General features: G+C 66.0%; 24 protein-coding genes and 2 pseudogenes. 8 read left to right on the forward strand and 18 right to left on the reverse strand.

The window, feature by feature from the left end; translation table 11 throughout:
- Window positions 1–24: 24 nt before the first annotated feature.
- Window positions 25–2,333: pseudogene (gene treS / locus OC550_RS17525) on the reverse strand (maltose alpha-D-glucosyltransferase).
- Between the two features lie 255 nt (window positions 2,334–2,588).
- On the opposite strand from treS, the gene OC550_RS17530 reads away from it, so the two are divergent.
- Window positions 2,589–3,434 carry a DMT family transporter gene (locus tag OC550_RS17530; protein WP_262107223.1) on the forward strand — a complete coding sequence of 282 codons (846 nt, stop codon included), beginning with the start codon at window positions 2,589–2,591 and terminating at the stop codon, window positions 3,432–3,434.
- Between the two features lie 110 nt (window positions 3,435–3,544).
- On the opposite strand, the gene OC550_RS17535 is transcribed toward OC550_RS17530, so the two are convergent.
- Window positions 3,545–4,153 (reverse strand): DedA family protein, encoded by a 609-nt coding sequence (locus OC550_RS17535; RefSeq protein ID WP_262107224.1) that lies wholly within the window; start codon window positions 4,151–4,153, stop codon window positions 3,545–3,547.
- A gap of 207 nt (window positions 4,154–4,360) precedes the next feature.
- Between OC550_RS17535 and OC550_RS17540 the strand changes: the two genes are divergently transcribed.
- On the forward strand, window positions 4,361–5,278 hold the full coding sequence (locus OC550_RS17540) for a diacylglycerol kinase family protein (RefSeq protein WP_262107225.1): 918 nt from the start codon (window positions 4,361–4,363) through the stop codon (window positions 5,276–5,278).
- A 10-nt stretch (window positions 5,279–5,288) separates the two neighbouring features.
- Here OC550_RS17540 and OC550_RS17545 read toward each other — a convergent pair whose 3' ends face one another.
- The 3 genes from OC550_RS17545 to OC550_RS17555 all read right to left on the reverse strand — a co-directional run bounded on the left by OC550_RS17545 (window position 5,289) and on the right by OC550_RS17555 (window position 7,423).
- Window positions 5,289–6,479: an NAD(P)/FAD-dependent oxidoreductase gene (locus OC550_RS17545; RefSeq protein WP_262107226.1), complete on the reverse strand. Its 1,191-nt coding sequence runs from the start codon at window positions 6,477–6,479 to the stop codon at window positions 5,289–5,291.
- A 1-nt stretch (window position 6,480) separates the two neighbouring features.
- Window positions 6,481–6,684: a DUF2945 domain-containing protein gene (locus OC550_RS17550; RefSeq protein WP_262107227.1), complete on the reverse strand. Its 204-nt coding sequence runs from the start codon at window positions 6,682–6,684 to the stop codon at window positions 6,481–6,483.
- Between the two features lie 70 nt (window positions 6,685–6,754).
- Window positions 6,755–7,423 (reverse strand): endonuclease/exonuclease/phosphatase family protein, encoded by a 669-nt coding sequence (locus OC550_RS17555; protein ID WP_262107228.1) that lies wholly within the window; start codon window positions 7,421–7,423, stop codon window positions 6,755–6,757.
- Between the two features lie 209 nt (window positions 7,424–7,632).
- Here OC550_RS17555 and OC550_RS17560 point away from each other — a divergent pair, with 209 nt between their 5' ends.
- The 3 genes from OC550_RS17560 to OC550_RS17570 all read left to right on the forward strand — a co-directional run bounded on the left by OC550_RS17560 (window position 7,633) and on the right by OC550_RS17570 (window position 9,410).
- Entirely contained in the window at window positions 7,633–7,815 is a 183-nt protein-coding gene (locus tag OC550_RS17560) for a hypothetical protein (protein ID WP_262107229.1), read from the forward strand.
- Window positions 7,812–8,468: a nucleoside/nucleotide kinase family protein gene (locus tag OC550_RS17565; protein WP_262107230.1), complete on the forward strand. Its 657-nt coding sequence runs from the start codon at window positions 7,812–7,814 to the stop codon at window positions 8,466–8,468. The genes OC550_RS17560 and OC550_RS17565 overlap by 4 nt, the downstream gene beginning before the upstream one ends.
- Before the next feature lie 84 nt (window positions 8,469–8,552).
- Entirely contained in the window at window positions 8,553–9,410 is an 858-nt protein-coding gene (locus OC550_RS17570; protein ID WP_262107231.1) for an SDR family oxidoreductase, read from the forward strand.
- Here OC550_RS17570 and OC550_RS17575 read toward each other — a convergent pair whose 3' ends face one another.
- Entirely contained in the window at window positions 9,411–10,055 is a 645-nt protein-coding gene (locus tag OC550_RS17575) for a response regulator transcription factor (protein WP_262107232.1), read from the reverse strand.
- 228 nt (window positions 10,056–10,283) lie between these two features.
- Between OC550_RS17575 and OC550_RS17580 the strand changes: the two genes are divergently transcribed.
- From OC550_RS17580 to OC550_RS17590, 3 genes are all read left to right on the forward strand, one after another.
- Window positions 10,284–10,793 (forward strand): MarR family winged helix-turn-helix transcriptional regulator, encoded by a 510-nt coding sequence (locus OC550_RS17580; RefSeq protein ID WP_262107233.1) that lies wholly within the window; start codon window positions 10,284–10,286, stop codon window positions 10,791–10,793.
- 118 nt (window positions 10,794–10,911) lie between these two features.
- Window positions 10,912–11,346: a hypothetical protein gene (locus tag OC550_RS17585; RefSeq protein WP_262107234.1), complete on the forward strand. Its 435-nt coding sequence runs from the start codon at window positions 10,912–10,914 to the stop codon at window positions 11,344–11,346.
- Complete coding sequence (locus OC550_RS17590) at window positions 11,343–12,218, forward strand: serine/threonine-protein kinase (RefSeq protein WP_262107235.1); 876 nt, start codon at window positions 11,343–11,345, stop codon at window positions 12,216–12,218. The genes OC550_RS17585 and OC550_RS17590 overlap by 4 nt, the downstream gene beginning before the upstream one ends.
- A 131-nt stretch (window positions 12,219–12,349) precedes the next feature.
- Here the strand turns inward: OC550_RS17590 and OC550_RS17595 are convergent, their stop codons facing one another.
- The 12 genes and pseudogenes from OC550_RS17595 to OC550_RS17650 all read right to left on the reverse strand — a co-directional run bounded on the left by OC550_RS17595 (window position 12,350) and on the right by OC550_RS17650 (window position 24,828).
- A complete protein-coding gene (locus tag OC550_RS17595; protein WP_262107236.1) occupies window positions 12,350–13,837 on the reverse strand; it encodes an aldehyde dehydrogenase family protein in 1,488 nt (495 codons plus the stop codon).
- A 58-nt stretch (window positions 13,838–13,895) separates the two neighbouring features.
- Window positions 13,896–14,771, reverse strand: a complete 876-nt coding sequence (locus tag OC550_RS17600) for an IclR family transcriptional regulator (protein WP_262107237.1) — start codon at window positions 14,769–14,771, stop codon at window positions 13,896–13,898.
- A gap of 88 nt (window positions 14,772–14,859) precedes the next feature.
- Complete coding sequence (locus OC550_RS17605) at window positions 14,860–15,891, reverse strand: helix-turn-helix domain-containing protein (RefSeq protein WP_262107238.1); 1,032 nt, start codon at window positions 15,889–15,891, stop codon at window positions 14,860–14,862.
- Window positions 15,892–16,074: 183 nt separating this feature from the next.
- On the reverse strand, window positions 16,075–17,160 hold the full coding sequence (locus OC550_RS17610) for a zinc-binding dehydrogenase (protein WP_262107239.1): 1,086 nt from the start codon (window positions 17,158–17,160) through the stop codon (window positions 16,075–16,077).
- 40 nt (window positions 17,161–17,200) lie between these two features.
- The gene (locus OC550_RS17615; protein WP_262107240.1) at window positions 17,201–18,307 is read right to left on the reverse strand and encodes a Zn-dependent alcohol dehydrogenase; all 1,107 of its coding nucleotides are present in this window, start codon (window positions 18,305–18,307) and stop codon (window positions 17,201–17,203) included.
- The gene (locus tag OC550_RS17620; RefSeq protein ID WP_262107241.1) at window positions 18,307–18,867 is read right to left on the reverse strand and encodes a hypothetical protein; all 561 of its coding nucleotides are present in this window, start codon (window positions 18,865–18,867) and stop codon (window positions 18,307–18,309) included. Before OC550_RS17620 ends, OC550_RS17615 begins: the two co-directional genes overlap by 1 nt.
- A gap of 71 nt (window positions 18,868–18,938) precedes the next feature.
- Window positions 18,939–19,955: an ABC transporter permease gene (locus OC550_RS17625; protein WP_262107242.1), complete on the reverse strand. Its 1,017-nt coding sequence runs from the start codon at window positions 19,953–19,955 to the stop codon at window positions 18,939–18,941.
- Window positions 19,952–20,959 carry an ABC transporter permease gene (locus tag OC550_RS17630; protein ID WP_262107243.1) on the reverse strand — a complete coding sequence of 336 codons (1,008 nt, stop codon included), beginning with the start codon at window positions 20,957–20,959 and terminating at the stop codon, window positions 19,952–19,954. The genes OC550_RS17625 and OC550_RS17630 overlap by 4 nt, the downstream gene beginning before the upstream one ends.
- A complete protein-coding gene (locus tag OC550_RS17635; RefSeq protein ID WP_262107244.1) occupies window positions 20,940–22,523 on the reverse strand; it encodes a sugar ABC transporter ATP-binding protein in 1,584 nt (527 codons plus the stop codon). The genes OC550_RS17630 and OC550_RS17635 overlap by 20 nt, the downstream gene beginning before the upstream one ends.
- A 101-nt stretch (window positions 22,524–22,624) precedes the next feature.
- The gene (locus tag OC550_RS17640; RefSeq protein WP_262107245.1) at window positions 22,625–23,926 is read right to left on the reverse strand and encodes a substrate-binding domain-containing protein; all 1,302 of its coding nucleotides are present in this window, start codon (window positions 23,924–23,926) and stop codon (window positions 22,625–22,627) included.
- Window positions 23,927–24,180: 254 nt separating this feature from the next.
- Window positions 24,181–24,406 (reverse strand): annotated as a pseudogene (locus OC550_RS17645) (zinc finger domain-containing protein); the annotation flags it as partial.
- A 38-nt stretch (window positions 24,407–24,444) separates the two neighbouring features.
- Window positions 24,445–24,828: an AAA family ATPase gene (locus OC550_RS17650; protein ID WP_306556946.1), complete on the reverse strand. Its 384-nt coding sequence runs from the start codon at window positions 24,826–24,828 to the stop codon at window positions 24,445–24,447.
- Between the last annotated feature and the right edge of the window lie 135 nt (window positions 24,829–24,963).

Here is a 24,963-nt window from a genome sequence, read left to right on the forward strand (position 1 = left end):
TACCCGTCACGCCGTGCCGGTCACCTAGGCGCGGTCCGCGCTCTCGGACGCTTCGCCGTCGTTCTCCTCTTCCGGTTCCGGAGCCACCACCAGCAGGGCGGTGCCCTGGTAGGCCTCCAGCTGGATGTAGAAGCTGTGCAGGTCATCCACCGTTCCGACCGAGTCGCCGCTGAACGCGTCCGTCACTTCGGCGCCGGTGGCCAGCAGCTCGGAGCGGACCGTGCCGGCGATGTCCTGGTCGGAGAAGTTCAGCACCGTGACCTCGCGGTCGCCCGAGGGAAGGTCGTGCACCATCACGAGCATGCCCCGGTGCGAGACGTCCGGCACGTCGATCAGCCCGCTCTTGGCGATGCCGTGCTGCTCGCGGACGGCCAGGATGCGTGCGAGCTGCCGGGCAAAGGAGTCCTCGTCCTCCATCTGCTCCGGCAGCGTGCCGTAGAGGGCCTTGGCCTTCGGCATGCCGGCGGCCGAGGTCTGGGCGGAGGGGTTGAAGCCCATTAGGTCGTGGGCGCCGCGGTTGATCCAGCGGGTATCGCCGCGGGAGAGCAGCTCGGCCACCTTGGACCGGTCCAACGTCAGCATGCCGCAGAGGTCCCAGCCGGAGAGCGCGAAGACGCCCGGCTGCAGCGCGTTGTACATGGCCAGCAGGAGGTGGACGCGGCGGATCCGGTCGACGTCCTCAACCGTGATCGCGTTGAAGTCGCGGATGCCCAGGACCGCGGTGATCACGCTGGCCGTGGTGCAGGCGATGCCGTTGGCCGTGAACACCAGGTTGTACGGCGCCGCCTCGCCCGTGATGCCGTCCCGGAGGTCCTGCTGGATCCGGTGGGCGAGCTCCGCACCGGTGAGTTCGCCGCCGTCGTACTCGAAGACCTCCTCCTTGTGCTTGGTGATGAAGTGGACCAGCTCGTAGGTCAGCTCGTCATGGTTCTGCATCGCGTGCACCAGGGAGGCCTGGTCCACGCCGATCTCCATGGCCTGGCGCAGGGTCAGCCGCAGGAACTCGGTATCCGCCATCACCAGCGCGTGGTGGTACGCGGGCCGGGTGACGAAGTCGTAGGAGAGGTCCGGCCCGGTCTCCGACGTCGCCTTGATGTCGTCGATGCTGAGGTTGAGCTCCTGGAAGGTGAACCCGCCGACCTTACGGACCATGCTGCCGATGATCTGGTTGGCCGCTTCGGAGAGCGGGTGTCCCTCGGACCAGCCCGGCCGCTCCTCCGCGCTTTTCTCCACGCCGAGGAAGCCGTTGGCGTCCAGCCGCAGCGCGCCGGTGCCGAGGTCCACGAGCGAGTGCAGGGCGTCACCCATGACCATGCGCATGCCGGAGAACGTCGGGTCCAGCCAGTTGATCGAGGGCTGCCCCGCCTTGAAGTAATGCAGGTAGACCCAGCGCCGCATCTGGCCGTTGGTGTCCATGACCGCGCGCGTGGCGCTCCAGTTGGTTTCCTTCACGCCCGGCTCGTAGAAGATGACGCGCTGCAGTTCGCCGATGATGTATCCGGCCTGCTGCAGCGCCCGCTCCGTGTCGGCGTCGATGTTAACGGCATCTTCGCCGTCGGGAACGTCCGGCAGCAGGTGCCAGTCCGATTCCGGAATGTCGATCATGTGGTAGATGCCCGGGTAGTCCCGATAGTTCATCTCCGCGAGCCGGAAGTCCGCGCCCTTGCCCGTGTGGCCGGGGACGATGTCGTCCACGATGGTGCCGCCATGCTCGGTGGCCACCTCGCACATCGCGCGGAACTCGTCCTCGGTGCCGAACAGGGGATCGATCGCCATGCTGATCCGGTCGAAATGCCCGTCCACGCTGGGCGTGTGCTCCCAGCCCTTGAGCCCGCCGGCCAGCTTCACCGGCCCGGTGTGGATGGCCTTGATCCCGATCTGCTCGAACGCCTGCCACAGCCCCGGGTCGCCGAGCGCCGCCAGGAACGTCTGCGCCGGCCCGGTGATGAGCGAAAGCGGGTAGGCGGTGAACCACACGGACGCCCGGTCCACGGCCGCGCGGGGGTTCGGGTAGGCGAAGGGGTTCTGCCACATGCTCGCCTGGCCGGAGAGCTGGCGTGCGATGACCTTCGCGTCACCGAGCATCGACCGTTGCGCAGCCACTCCACGTAGACGGGATTGCGCGCGTCCGCTTCGAACGGGGCTGGCCGGGCGTCCACGGACGACGGCGGGCCCGCGGCCGCAGCTGCCGGGGGCGGCGGGAGTAAACTGTTCGTCGTAGCTGATTTCCGGGCGAGGGCCTCGGCGGCCTCCTCCGGTACGGCCTCGCTGTCGGCGACGTCTGCGGCGCGCTCCTCTGAGGGCTGCTCCGTCGATGCGAGCGAATCGGCCATCGGCTCATCTCCTTGAACATCGGTGCTATGGACGCCGGAACCGGCTGCATCCCACACTGCCAGACGCTTAGGTAGGCCGCCAGTAGGGACGCCCACTCCGCGCCGCTAGGATGCCATCATGAAATGGCTTTGCCACGCCCGGCGCGAGCGGGCCCGACATAGTGCCGGCGGGCGCCGGTTGGCTTCGACCGAGGCGCGGCTGCTGCACGAGTACCGCGAGGCCCACTGACGCGCCCGCTTGCCGCCGCCTCCACCGTGACGCCGGGTTACGCGGGTGCGCTGGGGCTGGTCCTGGCGGCAATCCTGTGCCAGCAGGTCGGCGCCGCGCTGGCCGTGCTGGTCTTTCCGGCCGCCGGGCCGCTCGGCATGGTCTTCCTGCGGCTGTTCTTCTCGGCCGTGGTCCTCCTGGCTTTTGCCCGGCCCAGGCTGCGCGGGCATGGCAGGGCGGCGTGGTGGACCGCGGCGGGGTTCGGCGTGGCGATGGCGGCCATGAACTCGTTTTTCTATGCGGCGATCGACCGGCTGCCGCTCGGCGTGGCCGTCACCCTCGAGGTGCTGGGCCCGCTGGTGCTCTCCGTGGTCGCCAGCCGGCGCTGGATCGCCGTCCTCTGGGCCCTGCTCGCATTCGCCGGTGTCGCCTTGATCAGCCGCGGGGGCACCGACGGCGGCATCGACCCCCTCGGCGTCCTGTTTGCCCTGGGTGCCGCGGCCTGCTGGGCCTTCTTCATCCTGCTCAACGCCCGCACCGGCGCCGCCTTCCCCGGCCTGGCCGGCCTCGCGCTCGCCATGGCCTTCGGCACCGTCATCGCCGTCCCGGGCGCGGCCCTCACCGCCGGCACCGCCCTGCTGGACCCGGTAATTCTCGCCGTGGGACTCGGCGTCGCCGTGATGTCGTCAGCGCTCCCCTACGCCTTCGAGCTCATCGCGCTACGGCGCATCCCCGCGGCGACGTTCTCGGTGTTGACGTGCCTGGCTCCCGCAGTCGCGGCGCTGGCCGGGTTCGCCGTACTGGGCCAGGAACTCGGCTGGAGCCATCTGGTGGCCATCGCCCTGGTCATCACGGCCAGCATCGGCGCCGTCCGGACCTCGCCGCAGCGCTAGCCGTACCGGGGCGGGAGCCCGGCGCCACATTTGAACCGCGCCGGCTTTCCCTACAGTCCCTCAGGGTCGTGTGCAGGCGACCTGCCATGCCTGATGGCGGAACAATGCCGTCAATGTGGCGCCGGCTGGTCGCGGTTCTCCCACCACGCCACCGCATGGTTGATCAGCGTGCCCAGCAGCAGGGAAAAGACGATGGCGAGCAGGACGGCGACTTCCGTGGACAGCGCCGGCCATGATCCGGACAACGTACCAACACCGACGGCATAGGCCGACCACAGGAGTGCGGCGAGCGCGGAATGGGCCGCGAAACCGCGCAGCGGCTGCCCGGTTGCCGCGGCGGCAACGTTCAGGGAGAGCCTGCCCAGCGGGACAAAACGGGAGGCCAGGACGAACGGCAGGCCCTTGGCCCTCAAGCGCCGGCCGGCCGAACGAAACGCCGACTGCCAGCGCGGCTTGGTGAAGAAAGAGCGTTCGTGCAGCTTGACGTGCCTCACCAGCAGGAACGTTGCCAGATCCCCGGCAACGGCTCCGGCGAACATGGCGGTGGCGAGAAGGACGCTGTTGAGGTGGCCCGAGCTTGCCGAGAGGGAACCGAGGGCCACGAAGAGCGTGGTGCTCGGCATGGGCGGCAGGACCGCGGACAGGGCTACGCTCAGCGCACCGAGGGGATAGACCCACCCGGAGTCGAGGTTGCGCAGGAACTCGCCTACCTCCTCCACGGTTCCTCCTCGTATGGCCCTGCCGGTCCTGCGCGGGCAAGGCCTTCCCACCACTATGCCAGAGCACCTCGGGCGGCGGGCACGGCTCCGGGCAGCCGACCTGCGGCCCGCGGCCAGCCGATGGCTGAGGCACGGCCCGCCGCGTCCACAACGTCGGTCCGGCCCAACGCGCCTATGATGGGTCCAAAACTGCGACGGGAGGGCACCATGGCCGGGCCCGGATTTCTGGCTGTTGTCAACGCGTCGGCCGGAACCGCCGACGATAACGCGGTCGAGGCCGCCCTCGGCGTGCTCCGCCGCGCCGGCGACCCGGTGGAATCGGCCGCCACGCACAGCGTCGAGGAGCTGGACCGCGCGCTCGACGCCCTGGACGGGCGGCGGCTGGTGGTGCTCGGCGGCGACGGCTCGCTGCACGCGGCGGTGCAGTGCCTCCACACGAAGGGCCGGCTCCGGGATGCCGGCCCCCTCGGCCTGGTCCCGCTCGGCACCGGCAACGACCTGGCGGGCACCCTCGGCATCCCGCCGGATCCCGAGCAGGCAGCCGCCATCGTCCTGGCGGGCCGGCCGCGGCCCATCGAGCTGCTGGTGGCCGACGACGGCGGCATCGCGGTCAACGCGGTCCACGTCGGCATCGGGGTCGCGGCGGTCCAGAAAGGCGCTTCCGCCAAGAAGGCCTTCGGCCGGGTAAAGCTGGGCAAGCTCGGCTACGCCGCCGGGGCCATCGCGGCCGGCGCCACCGAGAAGGGCTGGCACCTGGAAGTCACTGTCGACGGCAGAGTCATCCACTCCGGCGAGGATCCCGTCCTGATGGCCGCACTGGCCCTCGGCGGCACCATCGGCGGCGGCGCCCGGCTGGTCCCCGAGGCCGATCCCCACGACGGCCAGGTCGACGTCATCGTCTGGGAAGCCGTCAGCCTCCCGGCCCGGATCGCCTACGCCCTCGAACTGAGGGACGGCAACCACGCGAAGAGGAAGGACGTTATGGCCGGGCGAGGCACCGCCGTCGTTATTTCCGGTACGCGCGGTCCGTTTTCCACCATTGACGACGGCGAAATCCACGGCCCCTACACCCGCCGCTCCTGGACCGTGGAGCCGGACGCCTGGCAGATCATCGTCCCGCAGTAGCCTCCCCCGGTCAGGCACGCCCCTTAAGGATCAGGTGCCAGTAGATCTGCGGGAAGATCCGCCGGTCCAGTACCCACGCCCAGCGTCGCTCCTTGGCCGGGTCCAGCCAGGGGAACGTCGGCATGGGACGGTACTGGTGGTCGAACTCGGCGAACAGGACCGTGTGCCGCGTCAGGGTGAACGGACAGACGCCGTAGTGGTTGTAGCGCTGCTGCGGCTCGCGCCCGGCCAGCACGGCCTTGAGGTTCTTGGCCAGCACCTTGACCTGCTTGCGCAGGGCCCCGCCGCACTTGGAGTTCAGCGTCGCCGCCGCGTCGCCCAGGGACCACACATTCGGGTAGCGCCGGTGCCTGAGCAGCTCCGGGTCCACCTCCACGAAGCCGCCGCCATCCCCTGCGGCCGGCAGCGCCGTGGACTTCAGCCAGTCCGGCGCGGACTGCGGCGGCACCACGTGCAGCAGGTCGAAGGCGAGCTCCTCGGTCCCCGCCGGGCCGGCCAGGGACACCGTCCGGCGCGCGGAATCCACGCCGGCGAGGATGGTGCCGGTCCGCAGTTCGATCCCGTACTCCGCAACCTTGGCGTCGAGCACCGCGTCCACGCCCTCGACCCCGAAGACCGTGGGCGTTGGAACCACGAGGACCACCCGGATGTCGCGGAGCACGTCCTGTTCGCGCCAGTAGTCGCAGGCCATGTAGGCGATTTTCTGGGCCGCGCCGGCGCACTTGGCGGGACCGGGCGGCTGCGTGAAGACGGCCGTCCCGTACCGCAGGGACCGCACCAGCGCCCAGGTCTTCCCGGGCATCGCCGGATCGTAGTTGGACGTCACGTCCGGCGAGGCCATGGCCTCCGCGAGGCCCGGCACGCCGTCCCAGTCCAGCTGCAGTCCCGGGCACACCACGAGCTGCCCGTAGCCCACCCGGCTCCCGTCCGCGAGGACCACGGCGTTCTCCCCCGGCAGGATGTCCGCCACGGAGCCCCTGATCCATTCGACCCCGCGCGGCATGACCTTGGCCTGGTCGCGCACGGCCTCGCTCATCCTGGCGGCGCCCGCGCCGATATGGGAGAACAACGGCTGGAAGTAGTGGGTGGTACGCGGCTCGACCAGCCCAATGTCCTCGACCTTGTACCGCCGCAGCCGCGCGGCCAGCGAGATGCCGGCGTTGCCGCCGCCGATGACCAGGACCTCGTGGCGGGCTGCCATGTCAGTCCTCTGCCAGGGCGTCGGCCCGGTGCGCCGCGCGGGCCCCCGACCCTTCCGACTCAACGACGAACATGGGATTGTCCTCGCTTGCCCGGAAGGTATGGCCATCCAGCTGGAAGTCGCTGGTCTTGCGCTCGATAACCTTCCCGCGGGTCCGGCCCTGCGGGGTGTTCCAGCTGACGCGTGTTCCTGCCTTCATCGCCAATTTCCTTCCCTGGAGCCGGCGCGGGGCAACACCTCCAGTGCACCCCGGGGACACGGCCGGGTCAAGGGCGTCAGGTGTATTCGGCGGTCACCAGGATGGGCAGGTGGTCCGACTCTCCGCGCGGCAAGGTCTCCACGCTCTTGATGTCCAGCCCCAGCGAGGTGGCGAAGTCGAAGTGCCCCTTGAAGACGGCGTACCGCGTGTAGGTCTGGCGGTTGCTCAGCGAGAGTTCGTAGCCGGTTTCCTTCAGGTGCTCGGTGAGGCTCTTCGTGAAGAACGGGTAGTTGAAGTCGCCGACCATGAGCGTCTTGGCGCCGCCCATGCCCAGCAAGGCCTCGTGGCCGGCGCGGATCTGGTGCCGGCGGAGGGAGTTGGTCGCGGTCAGCGGCGCCGCGTGGAAGTCCCCGACCACCACCTCGCGCTGCGACTCATCGTCCACCAGCCGCACCCCGAGCAGCCGCTCGTGCGCCGGCGACAGCAGGTAGTCGTGCAGCGACTTCTTCAGCGAAAAGGTGTTGGTCTCAAGCGCCGTGAAGCGGCGGCGGCGGTAGTAGATGGCGAGCCCCAGCCGGTTGCCCTTGGTGGAATCGGCCAGTTCCAGGTCGTCGAGTTTGTGCGGCAGCTTCTCCGTGTCGCACTCCTGCAGGCACATCACATCGACGTCGTAGTTGACGCTAAGGTCCATGAGTTCTCCGCTCGCGGCATGCTTACGGAGGTTGTAGCTGATGACGTTTAGCACTGGAAAGCTCCTGTCCCGGGTCTGCAGCCGAACTGCGTCTGGAGCAATCCTATGCACGACGGCGGCGCCCGCGGCACGCGCGGCGAATGTCCGGTCATGTAGGCGTCCCCGCGCGTCATCCGGGGAAACGGCCGGATCCAGGCCCGACCCTGTGCCTGGAGATCTGCGGCCGATAAGATACCAACGTCACAAACACCCTCGCCCACGACGTGCTCCGGCTGGCCGACAACGTCGGCCACGACCACGCCCTGATCCATTTGGACACCCAGCACATGAACATCACGGAGAAAGACCTGGCGATCTGGCGGAACCTGTGGACCGACGGCGCCGACCTCGCCGTCCACTCCCGCCGCTTCATGGCGAACCACCTCCAGGCCAACGCGGTCCGATGACGCTGCCGGAGCTGTTGGAACGCGCCTCGTCCCTCGCCGACGCGCGAGGCGGCCGGGCGGTCATCGGCATCGTGGGGGCTCCCGGGTCAGGCAAGACCACCCTCGCAGAGGCCCTGGTCCGCGAGCTCAACGCGGTCTGGGAGGCGCCGGAGGAGAGCAGCTTCGCTCATGTGCCCATGGACGGGTTCCACCTGTCCGACGCCGAACTGACCCGGCTCGGGCTGCTCGACCGTAAGGGAGCACCGGAAACCTTCGACGCCTACGGCTATGCCGCCCTGCTCGCGCGGCTGCGGATAGAGCGCGGCCACGTGGTCTATGCCCCGGGGTTCGAACGGGTGCTCGAGCAGCCGATCGCCGGAACCGTCCCGGTCTTCCCCGCTGCGGAAACCGTGATCACCGAGGGCAACTACCTGCTGCTGGACCGGCCGGGCTGGCGGGAGGTGCGGCAGCAGTGCACCGAGGTCTGGTACTGCCAGCAGGACGATGCCCTGCGGATCAAGCGGCTGACCGAACGCCACCTCCGCTTCGGCAAGACCCCCGAGACGGCTGAGGCCTGGGTCCGCGAGGTGGACGAGCGGAACGCCGAGCTCATCCGCGCCACCCGGGACCGGGCGGACCTCGTCGTCGACCTCGAATCCATCGCCGCGGAGTAGGCCCGCGGGCCCGGCGGCCGCCGTTTCTTCCCGTTTTTCTTCCCGTTGCGGAACAAGGCGGCGGCCGCCGCGCGTTGGGCGGGCATGGACACAAAGCGCGGAAGCATCGTCATCATCGGCTGCGGCGACCTGGGGACCGAGGCCGGGCTGCGCTTCGCGGAGGCCGGCTACCGGGTCGAGGGCTGGCGTCGGCGGCCCGAGCTCCTGCCCGCTCCGTTGGCTGGCGTACGGGCGGATCTGGCCGGACCTCTGCCCGCGCTGCCGGCGGATACCGAAGCCGTGGTGTTCGCACCGGCCGCCCCCGAGCGGAGCGTCGAAGCGTACGAGGCCACCTACCTGCGCGGCCTGGAGCGCGTGCTGGATGCGGTCGATTCCGGCCCCGCGGCCCCCGCCAAGATCCTGTTGGTCTCCTCCACCGCGGTGTACGGCGACGCGGACGGGGCCTGGGTGGACGAGGACACTCCCCCGGCCCCGGCGACCTCGACCGGCAAGGTCCTGCTGGAGACCGAGGAGCTGCTTCGACGGCGCCGGCCGGACGGCCTGGTCCTTCGCCTGGCGGGCATCTACGGTCCCGGTAGGACCCGGCTCATTGACCAGGTGCGCTCCGGCACCGCATCCCTCCCGGCGGGATCCCATCCGACCAACCGGATCCACCGCGACGACGCCGCCGCCGCCATCGTCCACCTCATCCGTTCGGACGCCTCCCCCGGCACCTACGTGGGGGTGGATGATGCACCGGCGGAAATGTCCGACGTCGTAAATTTCCTTGCGCGCGAAACGGGCACCTCCGCGCCGGAAGGGACGGAAGGAAAGGCCGCCAGGGGCGGCAACCGGAGGCTCTCGAATGGGCGCCTGCGCGGGACCGGCTTCGAGTTCGCCTACCCGGACTACCGCTCTGGCTACCGGGCGGTGCTGGCCGGGCAGGGCGCCCGGCACCGGTGATCAGGCGATGAGCCGCAGGTTGCGGGCTGTGGCCACGGCCTCCAGCTGGCTGTGCGCGCCGAGCTTGGCGAGCACCGACTTGATGTAGCCGCGGCAGGTGTTGAGCGAGATGTCGAGGTCGCGGGCCGCGGCACGGGCGTCGTTCCCGCACGCCAGGATGCCCAGGACCTGCAGCTCCCGCCTGGTCAGTGCCGGGCCGTCGAAGGTGACACCGGCGGCCCCGAAGGAGGGAATCAGGAAGGAGGGGTGGACCGACATGGCCGTGGGCGTGGCGTAGCGCAACGCCTCCAGCACCGATGACAGCGAGGCGTCCAGCGGCAGCAGCCCGCTCACACCTGCCTCCACCACCCGCAGGAGTTCTTCGGACGAGAGTTCGTCGGCGAGCAGGATGATCCTCGTGCCGGGCAGCCACTGCAGGATGTGCTCCGCGGCGTCCAGCCCGGTGGCGCCCGGCATCCGGTAGTCCATGAGCACCACGTCGGGAGCTTGTTCGCGGCACAGCGCGACCGCCTGCTCGATCGTTCCGGCGAAGCCGGCGGGCTGCAGGTCGTCGTGTCGGGCCAGCGAGGCGACCAGCAGCTCGCCCACCAGGGCATGCCTGCTCACCACCACGACCCGGGAGACCCCGACACATTGCGTGCTCATGCCACGCTCCCCTCCTCCGCCACTACCTGCGTTCCGGTCCGGCCGGAACGCAGGTACTTTTACCAGTTGACCCAGTCTCCCGGGCGAACCTCAAGGACAGGCCCTGCGGGACCGCAATTCCTGCTCAAGAATTGGCGGGAGGCGCCGGGCCGCTGGAAGCCTTGGTGGTGAATGGTTATGATCGATCACTAGACAGGCAAGATTTACGTCTATCGAAGGACCGGGAACGTGCAGGAAAAAGCCGGAGCGGGAGGCTACTGGTACACGCAGGACACGGAGCAGCAGGCCGGTGCCGTCGGCGTCCTCAACGCGCTGCGCGAATACCGCGCTTCCGAGGCCGCCATGCGCAGGCGCACCCGCTCCTCCATGGGAATGGGCGAAACGGACCTGCTGGCCCTAAGGTACCTGCTCCAGGCCGAGGCACAGGGCAGGGCCGTCGGCCCCAAGGAACTCGGCGCCCAGCTAGGGGTCACCTCGGCCTCCATGACGACCCTCATCGACCGGCTCGTCAAGACCGGCCACATCCGCCGGGAACCCCACCCCACCGACCGTCGGGCACTCATCCTTCGCCCCACCCCCGGCTCGGACGAGGAGGTTCGCCGCACCCTCGGACTGATGCACCAGCGCATGATCGCGGTCGCCGGCTCCCTCTCCGCCACAGAGGCCGAGATCATCGCCGGGTTCCTGACCCGCATGCGCGATGCGGTCGACGCGATCGACTCCGCGGACGACGACTGACTCGCCGGGCCCTTGAGTGGACTCAAGCTCCTTGAATGGACTTAATCGCTAAACCCCCATATAACTAGTTAGGCGAGATACTTTCATCCTGAATTATCAGCACGATTAGGAGTTCGCTGTGACTGAAGTAGTTGACCCGATCCAGGCAACCGGTCTGCACTCCGTCTTCGACGGAGAGGGCAGCGCAGCAGATTCGGCCTTCCGTTTCGGCGCGATGGCGCCGGCGCCCGAGTCCTTCGAAGGGCCGGCGGCGCCCATCCATTGCCGCCGTCCCATGATCCTGGCCGAAGCGACGGCCTCCGCGTCCACCAATCTGGAGTGGACCTGCGCGTGCGGTTTCCGCAAGGACACCGCCCCGGCCCTGACCTTCCACCCTTTGGACGGCGTCTGGCTGGCCGCCGCACGGCTCGAAAGCCTGCAGTGGGAACTGGACGCCGCCCAGGGAGCGCTGGCCAAGGCCGTAAGGGCGGCCGCGGCACAGGGGACGGAGCGGACAGCGCTCCGCACGGCCGCCGGCCTCACCGAGGCCGAGCTCGAAGCCGTGCTTCGGTGACCCGCCCAGGCCTAGCCACCAAGCACAGGGAGACCACCCGTCCCGCACCGGCCGCCTCCGGACCGCGCCCCATCGCCGGGCGCTACCAGCTCGGCCCCGTGCTGGGCAGCGGTTCGGAGGCGGTGGTGTACAACGCCGAGGACCTGAGCACCGGCGAGCGCGTCGCCGTCAAGATCTTCCGGCCCGAGGCGTCCCACGCCGACGAGCGCTTCCAGCGCGAAGTGGACATGCACCGGCGCCTGCACCACTGGGCGGTCGTGCCGGTGCGGGACCATGGGCGGATCCCGGCGGATTACGACGGCGATGCGCCGCGGCGGTTCACGGTCATGGAACTGGTCGAGGGACGGAACCTGCGCAGCATCCTTTACGCCGGCCCGGCGACCCCGGCGATGACCGCCGCCTGGCTGGGCTCCATCCTGGACGCGCTCGTCCAGGTGCACCGGAAAGGCATCGTCCACAACGACATCAAACCGGCGAACATTCTGGTCACGTCCTGCGCCGACGGCTCGCCTTCCGTCGTCGCAAGGTTGACCGATTTCGGCGTCGCCACGAGCCGGCGCCATGCGCCCCTGGCGTCCACGTCCGGCACCGCGCACTACATCAGCCCCGAAGAGGCGTTCGGAACCAAGGCCACGGCGGCCAGCGACATCTATGCCCTGGGCCTGGTGACGCTGGAATGCCTCACCGGAGCCAAGGCCTTCCCCGGCACCGCCGTGGAGTCGATGGTCGCCCGTTCCCTGCGCGGCCCGGCCCTCCCCTACACCTTAGGGCGGCGCTGGAACGCCCTGCTCGGGGCCATGACTGCGGCTCGCCCCGAAGACCGCCCGACCGCCCGCCAGGCCCTCCGCCTGCTGCACCGCATCAACCGCTGAAACACCAAATTCGAATGGACGGCAAGAAGGTTGCGGCTATTCTTGAACCGACCTCCAGACCCTAACGCGCGGATCTGGAGACCTGCAGGGCCTAACTCCCGAGAGGAAGCGAGGGGCGGCTGGAACGCCGCCTAAAGAGGGTACTGCCCAGGCTCTCGACGCATCGTGATCCACCGGGTCTCGGTGAACGCATCGATGTTTGCTTGGGAACCTCCGTGCCGGGATCCGGTTCCGGATGATCCGACGCCGCCGAAGGGTGCGTTGGCCTCGTCGTTCACGGTCTGGTCATTGATGTGGACAATTCCGGTCGGGATGCGCCGAGCCAGCTCCAAGGCGCCGAGTGCGTCGCGACTGACGATGCCGAGCGACAACCCGTACTCCGTCGCCGAGGCAAGCTCTACGGCCTCATCGTCAGTTGAGTATGAAACAACGGAAGCTACCGGACCGAATACTTCCTCGCAGTAAGCCTCCGCGGCCTTGGGCGGGTTGGCCAGCACAGTGGGCCGGTAGAACAAGGCATCGTAAGTGCCGCCAGCCGCCAGCCTGGCGCCTTGCTCCACGGCATCCTGGACAAGGGCATGAACCCTGTCACGCTGCACCTCATCGATGAGCGGGCCGAGGTGTACATGGTCCGTCGCGGGGTCCCCCACGACCATGGAATCGGCCTTGGCCGCAAGCTTCGCTACATACTCTTCGAACCTAGACTCATGCACGATGTGCCGGCCTACTGTCATACAGATCTGCCCCTGGTGCAGGAAGGCGCCCCACGTTGCGAGGTTGACAGCCTGATCGACGTCCGCGTCCTCCCGCACGATGAAGGCCGAATTACCGCCCAATTCGAGGTGCGCACGCTTGAGATGTTTGCCGGCCAGCTCACCGACGCTCCGCCCGGCACGCGTGGATCCGGTGAAGGCTATGACGCGGACCTGGGGATCGGTGACCATCGCTTCACCAACTTCGGCACCGCCGGGCAGCAACTGCAGCAGCCCCTTCGGCAGCCCTGCCTCCTCAAAGATCCGCACCATGGAGACACCGCCGGTAACCACGGTTCTGGGATCCGGCTTCAGCAGGACGGCATTGCCAAGTGCAAGGGCCGGGGCGACAGCCCGGATCCCAAGGATCAGCGGCACATTGAAGGGCGAGATCACAGCAACCACACCCACCGGCACCTGCTCCGCGAGCGAAAGCCGAGGTTCTTCGCTGGAGAGAATCGACCCCAGCGGAGCCGAGGGCAGTGTTGCCGCCTCGTAGCACTCCGCTGCTGACACACGCAGCGCGAATCCGGCGAGCGCCGGGATTGCGCCCACCTCACGAATATTCCATCCGGATATTTCTTCTGCGTGCTGCTCCCATAGCTGGCCGGCGCGGCGGAGTATCGCTGCCCGCGCAGGATGGGGTGTCACGGCCCATTCCTTTTGTGCCCGCGCGGCGCTCTCCGCCGCTCGCCGCACATCAGCCGGTCCAGCCAGGCCGACAGTGGCTATCGTTTCCCCCGTCGCAGGCGAAATAGAGCCAACAGTGCCTCCCGCGCCCTGCACCCACTCGCCATCGAGGTAAATCTTGCCGGCAAACACCGACTCGTCGATGAGCGGCGAAGCCACTTCAGTAACGGCAACCATATCTACTTCCTTTCGTTTGTGTATTTCTACGTGGCACTGCTAGCCACGAATCGTCCGGCTATTCCCCCTGCTGAAGGTCACGTGCAATGGCCCCCACGGCGGATCGGATCAATGGTGCGAGGCGCCGCTCATCCCAGCGTTCCGGCGATACGACCATTTCAACGGCCGCATTCGGATAGCCCTCCTCGGCGAGAATTGGGGCGGCTATCGCCACGCTCCCCTCGCCGATCTGGACGACATACCCACGCCGCCGCCACTGTTCCAGCACATCGCCAGCGCCCTCGTTCTGGTTTATGAAGGCGGGTATCTCGCGTGGCCCGAGGCGGCGCACAACCTGCTCCCGCCATTCCGCTGGCTGTGCGGCGGTAAGCGCAACTCCCATAGCTGTCGAGAGAAGAGGAAAAACCCGCCCCTCCTGCGCATTCGTTCGAGCGGACTGCGGGCCCCTCACATGCCCCACGTACATGACCTCGGCCGTTTCCGGGACGTCGGTCGTCATGACACCGAGGAAAATGTTCTCGCCACTGGCGTCATACAGGCGAGTGAGGTGCACCTGGGCCGCATGGCGTAAGTGCAGTTGGATCGAGGAATGCTGGGCAAGCTCCCACACGAGCGAGCCCACGCAATACCGGCCGCCTGTCGTTCGTGTCAGGAGTCCAAGGCTGACCAGATCGCCGATGAGCCGGTGGACCGTGGAACGTGGAATCCCTGAACGTTCCACCAGATCCTTCGCCGACAAGGTGTACTCCGCCTGAGTAAAGCAGCGCAGCAGGGCCACTGCGCGAGTGAGCAGCGGTGCAACACCGGCGGCGTCGTCCGTCGCGGTCCCATGCATCATGCTGGGACGGAATATGGCAGGAGCTTCCGTGAACTCATCAAGCTCGCCTCCATCGACCTTCACCACAGGCTCCTCACTGCCTTCGCTCGCTGCCACGCCCTCTCCTGGGGGACACGAGCTTTGGCCCAGGACACCCCCGAGTGACACCTTTCACACTATCGAAGCGGCCGAATGCAGCCTTGCTCTATGCCACATCCTTGTTGACCAGGGACGCACACCTCCCCGCCCCGATGCCAGCGATTGGCCGGCCGGCAACAGCACGCGCCTCCCTGGGGCTCACCCCGAACTGCTTCTTGTACGAACGGCTGAAATGAGCCGCTTCCAGGAAGCCCCACTTGGCTGCAAGTTCACTCACGGATCTGCTCGCTAGCGACGGGTCGACAAGGTCCCGGTGGCATCGCTCCAGCCGGCGCTCGCGCACCCATGAACTCACGGTTGCTCCGTGTCGCTGGAACAGCGCCTGCAGGTATCGGGGGGAAATGAAATGGGCAGCCGCGATGGAGCTCAGCTTGAGGTCCGGATCACCCAGGTGGTCCTCGATGTAGCTCATCACCTGGCGCAGCAACCGACCGCCATGCGAAGTCTCCTCAGGTGCGAGATCGAGCTCCGAGACAAGCATTGTCCCCAGCAGGTCAACGATGTTGTGAGGCAGTCGCGAACCGCCCGGACGCGCAAACTGATCGAGCTGAGTCATCAGTCGCGACATAAAGGGCGACACGCTGGCAGCAAGCCCCTGCGATCGGTCGAAGCGTACCGCAGTCAACTGTCCGACCATTTCCGGTGGCAGCGCGATCATGTCCCGGGGAAACATCACGATGGCCGTGCGTGCCCCCTCGCTGGAGATGAATGTATAGGGACGCGTCGCGTCGTAGATAGCCAGGTCGCCCTGGCGCAGAACCGCTTCGCGCGAGTCCTGCAAAATCATCCCTTCCCCCTGCAACATCAGGCTGAGCTTGTAGACCTGTGCAGCGGGACAGTCCTTGATCAGCTCAGGGGTACGTTCGACCGTATGCTCTGGAGCCATGACTTCATAACAGAGCACCCGACCCCTCCCGGCCGAGCGCAGCCTGCCCACAAAGTTGCCTCTGTGCTGGCTCTTCACTGCCAGCGGCATGACAGAGTTCCGGACGACTGCTGCAAACTCGTCGATCGTGCGCGTTACCGTGGTTTGCACCCCCAGATCTGCCCCCAACGTTGCAATCCCCGAATCGTTCACTGCGACCTCATTCTTTGCGCTTTCCCAACTGAATGAGACCCAGATTACAACTGGGATTGTCTCGCCGAATGGAAAAATCCCACGGCATGGGACAGTGGTGCTCATCCGGCTTGCTGCGCCGCCACCCCAGCAAAAAAATAGGTGGGCTGTGGCATTGCCACAGCCCACCTGGGCCCGAAGCGGCTAGGGAAAGGTCACGACAGTGCGTCCGATGTGGCCCGTCATCTCGGCATAGGCGTCATTGACTTCTTCCAGGGAGATGGTTCGAGAAACCAGCTCGTCGAGGTTGAACCGGCCTTCGTTATACAGGGCCACGAACCGCGGAATGTCCCGCAGGAAATTGGTGGATCCGTTGAAGATCGGACGGATGCGAACCTGGTTCCAGATGAACTCCGGTCCGATGCTGATTTCCAGCATCGCTCCGGGCTTGTTGATTCCGACCACCCCCAGCTCACCAGCTCGCCCCACTGACTCGTAGGCCTGCTTTGTCACTTCGGGTCGACCTACGAAGTCGAAGACGTAATCCGCTCCGCCCTCGGTGAGTTGCCTGATCGTCGCGATCGGATCCTCAGTCGCTGAGTTCACTACGTCGGTGGCGCCGAACTTCGTAGCGTATTCAAGCTTGTCATCAGCGACATCCACAGCAATGATGCGCGAGGCTCCTGCCAGCAGCGTCGCTTGGATGGCCGTCAGCCCCAAGCCGCCGCATCCAAAGACGGCGACGGTCGATCCTGCTTGAACGTCCGCCGCATTGAGAACGGCTCCAGCGCCTGCCAGTACCCCGCATCCAAGGATGCAAGCGATTTCGTGCGCCATCGGCTGGTCAATCCGGACCAGGTTGTTCTCATGGAGCAGGACTTGCTCGGCGAAGCCGCCCAGATTGGCCACGGCAGTTACAGGGACGCCTTCGAGAGACAGCCGCGGCTCCTGCTCCTCGGTCCGCGCCACGAATGCTGGATTGCTGCACATATTGATGTCATCTTGCTGGCAGGCATCGCAGCGTTCGCAGTGGGACTGCAGGGATGCAACGACGTGGTCACCGACGGAAAACCGCGTCACCTCGGGCCCGATTCCTGCCACAATCCCGGAGATCTCGTGTCCAAGGATCGCCGGTACCGGCCATCCGCCCAGCGAGCTGGCCGTCAAGTCGCTGTGGCACAACCCGCTGGCCTTGACGGCCACCAGCACTTCCCGGCCGATGGGAGACGCAATGTCGACATCTGCGAGGCGGAAGGAAGATCCAACCTCGTCGAGAACAAGAGCTTTCATGATAGTTCGCTTCTTTCAGATGACTTGTTATTGGACTTGGTCAGCGATCGCGGTGCTGGAAATCAGTGACCACCGCGCGGGCCACTGCCCCACCGCCGAGCGATTGATAGGCGCGATCGATGTCGGCGAGACCAATCCGTTCGGAGACAAGGTCCTCAAGGTTGAACCGGCCTTGCAGGTACAGCCCTGCAAACATCGGAATATCGCGGTGCGGGCTGGTCGACCCCATGGCTACCCCTACGATGCGGCGTTGCGGCAGGATGATCTCGCCGAACAGGTCGACGTCCAGCCGGTTCCCGGGCTTCTGCACTCCAATCAGCAGTGCAGTTCCGCCAACGGACAGCATGCGCACCGCCTGCTCAGCCGTAGACTGCAACCCGATCACCTCGAATGAGAAGTCCACGCCTCCACCGGTGAGTTCCTTGACCGCCTCGACTGCGTCGCCATTACCGGCATCGACGAGGTCCGTGGCACCGAACCGCTTCGCCAGCTCCAGTTTTCCCGCCTGCACGTCCACCGCGATCACTCGCGAAGCGCCGGCGAGAACAGCGCCTTGGATGGTGTTCAAACCGACTCCGCCGCATCCGATAACGGCCACGGTGTCGCCCGGGCGGATCCCGGCAGTGTTGACGGCGGCACCTGCTCCCGTGACGACTCCGCAGCCAAGCAGGCAAGCGACGTCGTAGGAAATACCCTCAGGCAGAGGGATAGCGAGGTTTTCGTGCACCAGGACGCGCTCAGCGAATCCTCCCACTCCCATGAACTGCGTCAGCTCTTCCCCGCCGCGTGAAATACGCGGCTCCTCCGACACACCTCTTTCCAGACTCGCGGTGCGCCGGCAGCGGTAGGGGCGCGCGGCCCGGCACTCCCGGCAAGTGCCGCACCCGGCGACCATGCAGACCACAACACGGTCACCCACCTTTGCAGACGTGACGTTCGCCCCGATCTCCACGACCTCTCCGGCAACTTCGTGTCCCAGCAGAGCGGGCATCCGGAATCCCATCCCGTTTTGCGCGATGGACAAGTCACTGTGGCACAACCCGCTCGCCCGCACCTGCACAACGATCTCGCGCGGCAGGGGGTCGGCCAGGTCGACGTTCTCGACGACGAATCCCGAGCCCGGGGCATTGACAACCGCAGCTCGCATCAGACGACAACTCCCTCGCGGAGTTCGCCCTGCGGGTCGTCCGCGCCCTGGAATGGAGCCGGCGGTCCGGCAAGGAAGAAGAACCCGGGTGCTCCGGCCCCCTCTTCCGGCGTTCCGGTACACAAAAAGAGCTTGTCGTTCACTTTCCGTACCTCGTCGAGGAATCCAATGCTGCCAGCAGGATTATCGAAATCGCTGTACTTCAGCATCAGGGTTTCCTTGCCGTCAATCGGGGAAGTCCCGCGATGCACGCCGAACCGGTCCCGCCGCATGACCGTACCGTCGGGCTGGCGAAGGCGGTTGTACCCTGAGGCGCCATCGCCTTCTTCGCCCGGGATACCTTTGCCGAGCCAGAAGACTCCGTTGCCAGCCTTGACCCGCTCGAGCGCGGCGGCGAACGTCTCCTCGTTCTGGCCCAGATAGTCAAACCCGGCGTACTCGCCCGAGACCTCGCCAACCACGGGCGCGTCCAGCGACTTGAACAGGTTCATCAAAGCGTCGTAGTCCAGGGCTGCCAGATGCGAAACCTGCCAGTGCTCGATGGGATCTGCCTGAAGCATAATGTTCTCCTCTTTCGTGATTCATTCCAGCTGGTGCCGTTCATCCCGGCACCAGAAGTTCGCAGGTTGCGTTATACCCGGTCGCTCAACTTGCGTCCGCGGCCATAAATCGCCATCGCGATCAGGATGACGACGCCGTACAGGATCTGCTGGTCGCTCGTGGCCAAACCGTGCCCGATCAGGACAGTCGTGATGACGGTCAGCATCAAGGCGCCAATAACCGTGCGGGAGTAGTCGCCGGGACCTCCGAACACTGTGCCGCCGATGATGACCGCCGCGAGACTTTGGAAGAGGTACGGGCCACCAATCGACGTGTTGACTGTCCCGGAGAAGGCCGCCAAGAGAACGCCGGCCAGGCCGGCGAAGAGCGCGCTGAGCGCAAACACGACGATCCACATGCGACGAACCTTGATCAACGACAGGCCCGCCGCCCGTCCGTTCGCTCCCGCAGCCAGCATCCGCCGGCCTACCGCAGTGCGGTGGATGAAGATTGCAAGAGCAATGGCTATCACTGCCCAGATGGCGATGATTGGAGGAAACGGTAGGCCTAACGTTGTCGACCGCAGCGATGTCAGCGCCATCAGCCATTCGGGCGCACCGCCCGCGATCGTCCCTTCGGTCTGGATCTGCATGAGTCCCAGGGCAAAGGTTCCCATCGCCAAGGTGACTACCAGCGGCTCGACGCTGTACCGGTGGCAGACCCACCCGACAAAACCTCCCAGGATTGCAGTGAACGGGATGAGCAGGAGCAGTGCGGTGGTGAAGCTGATGCCATACAACTGCGTGAACTGGGTGGCAAACACGGCTCCGACGACAAGGAAGTTGGCAACCGACATATCCACGCCGCCGATCAGGATCGCGAGCGTTTGCCCGAGTCCCGCCAGGCCCACCAAAGAAGCGAGAATCAGCAGTGACTTGACGCTGCTCTCCGAGGCGAATCCTTCCAAGGTGAAGGCGCCCACAAGGAACGCGACCACCGTGATGAGAACCTGCAGAAGGGGAAGCCTGCCCTGCGCTCTGGTCAGTAGTTCCAGAAGGCGCGGACGATCGTTCGCAGTGTGTCCGGCTTTGGCAGTCAGGGTTGTCATTGGTTGTTCTCCTTCCGCGGGGCCGCAATGATCGAGCCGGTAATGACGGCAAACAGCAGCAGGGCGCCGAAAACGAGGTTCAGCCACACTTGGGAGACGTTGAACAACGTCAGCATGTTCTGAACGAGGAAGATGACTGCAGCGCCGGCGACAGCACCGAGCAGCCCACCTCTGCCGCCGGTAATCACAATGCCGCCAAGGGCAATGGCGGTGATGGCACCGATTACATACGACGAACTGGTCGATGCATCTGCTGAGCTCACCAAGGCCGTCAGCGCGATGCCGCCGACTGCCGCGATGACGCCGCCAATGGAATAGGAGGTTACGCGGATCAGTCCGACGTTGACGCCGGCCGAGAATGCCGTTGTGTCGTTACCGCCGACCGCATAGAGATTCTTGCCGAAGGCACTCCGCACGAAAACGGACCACAGGACAAGCGGCAGGCCGATCGTCAGCAGTGCGCCCGGAATGAACCACACCTGGCTGGCAAGATTGAGCACCCACCCGTCGAACAGGATCACCGGGGTGGGCGCCAAGCGCAGATTGACGCCGGTCAAGATGAACATCGAAGCCAAAGAGGCCACGATCGGAGGAAGTCGCAGGACCACGGCGAGCAGACCGTTGAGCATGCCAAGGAGCGCGCCGGCTGCCAGGAGGATGGGGATCGCAATGTAGCCGCCCAGCCCCGCGGGAGTCAGGTAACCGACCAGCAGGATCGATGCGAAGGTCATCTGGGCGCTGATCGATAGGTCGATGCCGCCGCCAACGACGGCTGCCGCCGTCGCCATGGCGGCCAGCGCCATCGGTGCGAACGCAGCCAATTGCTGCACCGGCCCGAAGTTGGGCTGCAGCGCGATGTTGATTGCCAGCATCGCTACGGTGAGGATCGTGGCGAAGGCTGCCGGACGAAGCCGGAAGAAGAGCCGCACGCGCTCGGGGAGCGGTATCTGCGGAACTGAAGCGGCACTGCCCTTTCGGTCCAATCTATCCAATACCGTGCTCATCGCGGCTTTCCTTCCCAAAGAAGCTGGCAACTAGGTTCTGCCTGGTCAGTTCCGAATGCTGGAACTCGTGCGTGCACTCAAAGTTGTCGAAAACGAGTACCCGATCCATTAGCTCAATGTGCTCGTCCACCTCGGTGGAGAGCATGACGACGGCCATTCCCTCGGCGGTAAGATCGCCGAGGAGGCGATAGAGATCGCGTTTCGCATTGATGTCGATGCCGCGGGTGGGGTCATTGAGCAGAAGGATCTCGGGCTTGGTCGCCAGCCAGCGGGCGATGACCACCTTTTGCTGGTTCCCGCCGGAAAGCGTCGTGATGGCGTTTGCAGTATTTCCGGTCTTGATACTTAACTGCGAGACGTAGTCGCCGAAGCGCCGGGCGGCGGCCCGGGGACTGAGGAATCCGGATCTGCTGTCCTCATGCACAGTCGCGATGGAGAAGTTGTCGAGTATGGACATCCATTCGAAGAGCGACTCGCCTCTCCGTTCACGCGGCACATAAGCAATCCGGTGCGAGTGGGCTGCTTCCCGATCGAGGATCTCCGCTTCGCCTCCGCTGGCCTTCCGCACCACGCGGCCCGTACTCGTACCGAGGCCTGCGAGAGCTTTTAGGAATGCGTCCTGCCCCTGCCCTTCAAGTCCGGCCAGGCCCACCAGCTCACCGGCACGGATCTGCGCATTAATAGGAGAGCGTCCCGGGGCGAGCGTTAGTCCGCGTGTTTCGAGGACGACGGGGGCACTAGGGTCGTGTTCCCGCGTCTCCGCGCGAGCCGTCTTCGGGGCCAGATGATCGCTGCCCGTCATCATCTCGACCAACTGTTCCGTCGTCCAGTTTTCGTCATCGACGGTTCCGACCGTGACGCCCGACCGGAGCACAGTGATGCGGTCTCCAATCTCCTCGATTTCATCCATGCGATGGGTAATGAGCATGATCCCCACACCCTCATCGCACAGGCGCCTGACAACGCGGAACAATCGGGTCCGGCTGTCGTAATCGAGGGCAGATGTCGCCTCGTCCAGGATCAGAATCTTCGGCTTCCGCAGCAGCGCCCGGGCGATACTGCAGACCTGCCTGTCACTCAGCGAGAGATCTTCCACGCGGGCGTCAAGCCGCGGCGGGTGCTCAAGGAGTTCAGCCAGGACCGTCCGGGCACGTTCGGATTTTTCGGCCTTGCGCACCTTCGTCGTGAATGTTCCGTCCGCGCCCAGCCACAGGTTATCCAGCACAGTACGGCTGCCCACCGAGAGCACTTCCTGGAAGACAGTGACAATTCCTGCCTGCTGCGAATTCCGCGGAGACGCAAAGCTGTTGTACGAGGTTCCGCCGATTACGATCTCCCCGCTGTTGGGAGCATGTACTCCGCTCAGGATCTTGACGAGAGTCGATTTACCCGATCCGTTCTCGCCGACCAGCGCGTGCACTTCACCGGCCCGGATGTTGAATGAGGCTTCCCGGACAGCAACCGTGGGCCCGAACCGCTTGCTCAGCGACCGCACGTCCAGCAGCACGTCACACGGCCCGCGTCTGCGTGTCTGTGCCTCAGGGGCGCGGAGTTTCGCGTCCATATTCGCTCACTTTCTTCTTACGGGGACACACAGGTGCCCGGTGAACCGGTGCGGGCCGGTCGGCTGTCCCCGGGACGCCGCCCACCCGCACCTGTTCGCATTTACTGACCTGGGGTGGTGAAGTAGCCATCGAGGTACTCGGAGGGGAGGAGCGAGCCGACGGTCTCGGTTTCCTCTGCCGAGGTGGTCGTCGCGCCAGCAACCGCATACTGGTCGATGTTTTCGTCCGTGATGAATTGGGTTTCGAGCGCGATCTGGTTGATCTTCGGCCCCTCGCCCTTCATCGTGCGAAGCGCCACCTCCCAGAGCGCTTCACCGAACTGGGTGCCCGTCCCCGGGATAGCCAGTCCTTGGTACCCCCCGGGACGCAGCTCCTCCCACCAAGCGATCGAGGCCGCGGTGGGAAGGTTGTCGAGGATCACCGGCATATCCTCCCGTCCGGCATCGGCGAAACCGGCGAAGGTACCGGCACCCATGGAAGCCACCTGGTAGACCAGATCAATATCTTCGGGGTGGGACGCGAGGAAGCTCATGACCGCGGACTTGGCACCGGGGTCACTGAAGTCGCCGGCCGGGCTTCCAACAATCTTGATGTCCTCGCACGGCTCGACGACCTGCTCGGCGGTCGCGACGGAGGTGGTGTTCACCGTCATGCCCTCGATGCCTTGGACGATGAGCATGTTGCCCTTGCCGTCAATCATCTCCACGCCCCGGGCAACGGTCTGTGCCACGCTGTCGAATCCGTTGGGGCTGATGTTCAGTGCGTAGGGAGAGGCAACGTATCCGGTGAAAGTCACGGTGGGTATGCCTTTCTCGCCGGCTGAATTCACTGCACCGACAAGCGCCTCACCCGACAGCGGCTGGGCGATGATGATGTCCGCGCCTTTGCGCACCAGCTGCTCGAACGCCCGCACTTGGTCAGCGGCCGTCACTTCACCGCCGGCGCCGCCTGGTGTCTCGATCAGGAGTTCGGCGACATCGCCGGCGGCCTTCGATTCCTTCGCCAGCCGCTTGATCTCCGCGCTCAGCGCAGCCGCTACAGGGCTTCCGGAATCCTGCTGCAAATAGCCGACGGTGATCGGACCGTCGGCCGCTTTGGACTCAAGCCCTGCCCAAGCGCTGGCCTCGATCTTGTCCGGCCATCCGTTGAACGCCGCCCGGACTTCCTCCGGAAGGTCCTTCAACAGGCCGTCAGGATCGTTCGGTTCGACGACCGGAACGTCTCCGCAACTGACTGCCGAAAACGCTTCCGCCCCGCCTGCGTTCCCGCCGGCGCTTGATGAGCCTCCACCTCCGCAAGCTGAGACGGCGAGCACGCCGGGAAGCGCCAAAGCCAGCAGCATGCCTCCGCGAAAGCGCTCGCGACGCTTCATTCGGCCTTCTGTATGGGAGAGCTTGGTCATTTGTACTGTCCGTTCTGTCAGTGTCCATCGCCTTTGAAGTGAGACACCTGCGGCCACCTCTTAGTCGATGAGGTAGCCGAGGATGACCGGCGGATCACCTCTGATCGCGCCACCGTGGCCACCATATGGCTGCCGGATTATGGCGCATAAGAGTTCGGCGGATAGAGTGCGCGCCAGATCAGAACCCATGCGCAGGAGCGCAATCCGGGTTTGCCGGACCAGTACGACCAGCTGGGTCGTAGGCCGGAATCAGCTCATTTGAGGAACTTCGAGGTTGTGCGGTCCGCACGCCTGTCTGGCACGTCGGACAGTACTGGAGCGACGAGTCTGCGAAGGACACTTCCCGGACCGTATCCCGCACACGGGACAAGGCTCGCCGGTACAGGCGTGCACGCGCATCGCCTTCCGCTTGGAGTCTTTCAGCTCAGCCGCCGGACGGCCCGACGCCCCGGCAACCGCCGACTCGAGGATGTCTCGCACCGGCCTTTGCCCGGTGTTGGCCGGCAGAGCGGCAGCCGCTATGAGCCGAGGATATGCCGCAAGTACCGCTGCGGTGCGTCAAGATAGGACTTCCAGTTGGCAACCAACTCCAGCTCGTCCCACTCCGTGCGTCGGATCCCGTGCTCGCCCGTTTCATAGATGGCGGCGCCCGGAAGGGACGCCAGGAGCGGCGAGTGGGTGGCGCATAGAACCTGGGAGCCGTTAGCGGCGAGATCAGCGAGCACGCCGATCAGCGCCAGCGATGAGCTGAATGAGAGTGCGGCCTCCGGCTCATCAAGGCAGTAGAACCCGGGGGTCGTCAGGTACGTGTCGGCGATGGCCAGGAACGATTCGCCGTGGCTCATGCTGTGGAAGTCATGCCCGCCCTCCAGGTTGCTCTGGAAGGTGTAGTAGCCGTGCATGGTTTCCGCCCGGAAGACTTGCCGCTGCCGTTCTCTCCGACGAGGAAGGTCACGCCCTCGGCAAGCTCCAGTCCCGATTCCAGTACGGCGGCCACGGCCGGGACGTCCGCCGGCCAGCTCGCCCGGTCAATCGCC

Source organism: Arthrobacter sp. Marseille-P9274 (assembly GCF_946892675.1).
Taxonomy (GTDB): domain Bacteria; phylum Actinomycetota; class Actinomycetes; order Actinomycetales; family Micrococcaceae; genus Crystallibacter.

Excerpts from the sequence above, each read along its gene's own strand:
- OC550_RS17610 (WP_262107239.1), bottom strand. The coding sequence starts at position 17,160 with ATGAAAGCTCTTGTTCTCGACGAGGTTGGATCTTCCTTCCGCCTCGCA.
- OC550_RS17565 (WP_262107230.1), top strand. The coding sequence starts at position 7,812 with ATGACGCTGCCGGAGCTGTTGGAACGCGCCTCGTCCCTCGCCGACGCG.
- OC550_RS17625 (WP_262107242.1), bottom strand. The coding sequence starts at position 19,955 with ATGACAACCCTGACTGCCAAAGCCGGACACACTGCGAACGATCGTCCG.
- OC550_RS17595 (WP_262107236.1), bottom strand. The coding sequence starts at position 13,837 with ATGGTTGCCGTTACTGAAGTGGCTTCGCCGCTCATCGACGAGTCGGTG.
- OC550_RS17630 (WP_262107243.1), bottom strand. The coding sequence starts at position 20,959 with ATGAGCACGGTATTGGATAGATTGGACCGAAAGGGCAGTGCCGCTTCA.
- OC550_RS17620 (WP_262107241.1), bottom strand. The coding sequence starts at position 18,867 with ATGCTTCAGGCAGATCCCATCGAGCACTGGCAGGTTTCGCATCTGGCA.
- OC550_RS17570 (WP_262107231.1), top strand. The coding sequence starts at position 8,553 with ATGGACACAAAGCGCGGAAGCATCGTCATCATCGGCTGCGGCGACCTG.
- OC550_RS17540 (WP_262107225.1), top strand. The coding sequence starts at position 4,361 with ATGGCCGGGCCCGGATTTCTGGCTGTTGTCAACGCGTCGGCCGGAACC.
- OC550_RS17615 (WP_262107240.1), bottom strand. The coding sequence starts at position 18,307 with ATGCGAGCTGCGGTTGTCAATGCCCCGGGCTCGGGATTCGTCGTCGAG.
- OC550_RS17545 (WP_262107226.1), bottom strand. The coding sequence starts at position 6,479 with ATGGCAGCCCGCCACGAGGTCCTGGTCATCGGCGGCGGCAACGCCGGC.
- OC550_RS17575 (WP_262107232.1), bottom strand. The coding sequence starts at position 10,055 with ATGAGCACGCAATGTGTCGGGGTCTCCCGGGTCGTGGTGGTGAGCAGG.
- OC550_RS17640 (WP_262107245.1), bottom strand. The coding sequence starts at position 23,926 with ATGACCAAGCTCTCCCATACAGAAGGCCGAATGAAGCGTCGCGAGCGC.
- OC550_RS17650 (WP_306556946.1), bottom strand. The coding sequence starts at position 24,828 with ATGCACGGCTACTACACCTTCCAGAGCAACCTGGAGGGCGGGCATGAC.
- OC550_RS17635 (WP_262107244.1), bottom strand. The coding sequence starts at position 22,523 with ATGGACGCGAAACTCCGCGCCCCTGAGGCACAGACACGCAGACGCGGG.